The sequence below is a fragment of the Streptomyces sp. NPDC044106 genome, assembly GCF_056433985.1.
The window spans coordinates 1-1288 of record NZ_JBWKFZ010000052.1; the positions used below are offsets into that span (position 1 = coordinate 1).

2 protein-coding genes are annotated in these 1288 nt (G+C 70.7%); both read right to left on the minus strand.

The window, feature by feature from the left end:
- Positions 1–112: 112 nt before the first annotated feature.
- On the minus strand, positions 113–1015 hold the full coding sequence (locus AC07DI_RS37515) for a DUF2637 domain-containing protein (RefSeq protein WP_478909457.1): 903 nt from the start codon (positions 1013–1015) through the stop codon (positions 113–115).
- Positions 1012–1200, minus strand: a complete 189-nt coding sequence (locus AC07DI_RS37520) for a hypothetical protein (RefSeq protein WP_478909459.1) — start codon at positions 1198–1200, stop codon at positions 1012–1014. The genes AC07DI_RS37515 and AC07DI_RS37520 overlap by 4 nt, the downstream gene beginning before the upstream one ends.
- Positions 1201–1288 lie beyond the last annotated feature (88 nt).

The following is a 1288-nucleotide window of genomic DNA, read 5'->3' on the forward strand; positions in this document are numbered from 1 at the left end:
CTCGCGCCGGGGTCGTTGTCCGCCACCCACGCCAGCGAGCCGCCGAACACGGCCTGCACGGCCATGTCCAGGCCGCCGTAACCGGTGCACACGGAACCGATCCGCAACCCGGTCATGCCGCCACCGGCCCCGGTCGTGTACCGCCGTTCCGCTCGGCCAGCAGCGTGTCCCGCAGCGAGCGGGCGTTGGCCGGCGAGGTGCGGATGGCGCGGCGGATGCCCTCGCCGGTCACCTTCGCGTCCGGCCAATCCGCCGTTGCCGCCCGTGCTTCGGCAAGCAACTGTTCCGGAGTGCGCTTGGGCCGGGTCGACTTCGCCACCGCCGGAACGCGTCCCGTGGCGCGGCGTGGCCGGGCCGACTCGGCAGCCACCGGGCGCCGTTCGATCGGTACGACCGGAGTCGGAGCGATCGAGGGAAGCGGCTTCGTCGGGACGGTCGACTTCACGAACCCGACCGGCACCGGCCGGGGCAGCGCCACCACGTTCGGGTTGATCGGCGCGGGGGTCGATACGGGCAGGTCAGCCGTAGACCGTTTCATGTCGGTCTCGGTAGATTCCTCCGCATTCGCGGTCGGCTGCTCGATCGGGGCGGGGCGGTGGTGCAGAACCTTGGCGACCAGGTCGGAGCCGAAGTAGATCGACCCGACCGGCAACGACGTGGCCAGCAACACCAGCGCCCAGTTCGCGGGGTCCCAGTCGGCCAGGCGCCCCCAGTCGACCGTACGGCCGTGCAGTTCGGGAACCAGGCCGTGCACGTAGTTCAGGACCAGCGAGGCGCCGGTGTAGGTGCCCAGCACCCGTAGCGCGAACGTCCGATCCCGTCCGGCGAGCACGAGGGTGGCGACCAGGGCGAGCGCCATCAACCCATCGACCACGAACGGGTACAGCGTCGCGGCCGTGGCGTCGGCACCCACCGCGTTGGCGATGTCCCGCAACGCATTCCACGACACCCGGAACGCCATGCCGACCACCGCGACCAGAGCCATGATCAGGAGGATCTTTCCTGTGCGGTTCATGCGGCGTCACCCCTTTGGCGTGCGTGGCGCCGCCAGCCGATGAGCTGCACGGCGAAGAAGACAGCGGCCACCGCCACCAGCCACGGCTTGCCCCAGAGCAGGGCACTGACCGAAGCGGCGAGGGAGGCGAGCGAGCTGACCAGGATCAGGATCCAGGTCAGACCGGTCGGGGGCTGATCGCTCATACCAGCGCACCCCCGACCGTGATCAGTGCCGCGAGGATGAGCAGCGCGCCACCCGCGCAGGTCAGGTCGACCGCGCGCTTGAGGCCGG

What these genes read in the sequence shown, in the direction of transcription:
- AC07DI_RS37520 (WP_478909459.1), bottom strand. Translation starts at nt 1,200, where the DNA reads ATGAGCGATCAGCCCCCGACCGGTCTGACCTGGATCCTGATCCTGGTC.
- AC07DI_RS37515 (WP_478909457.1), bottom strand. Translation starts at nt 1,015, where the DNA reads ATGAACCGCACAGGAAAGATCCTCCTGATCATGGCTCTGGTCGCGGTG.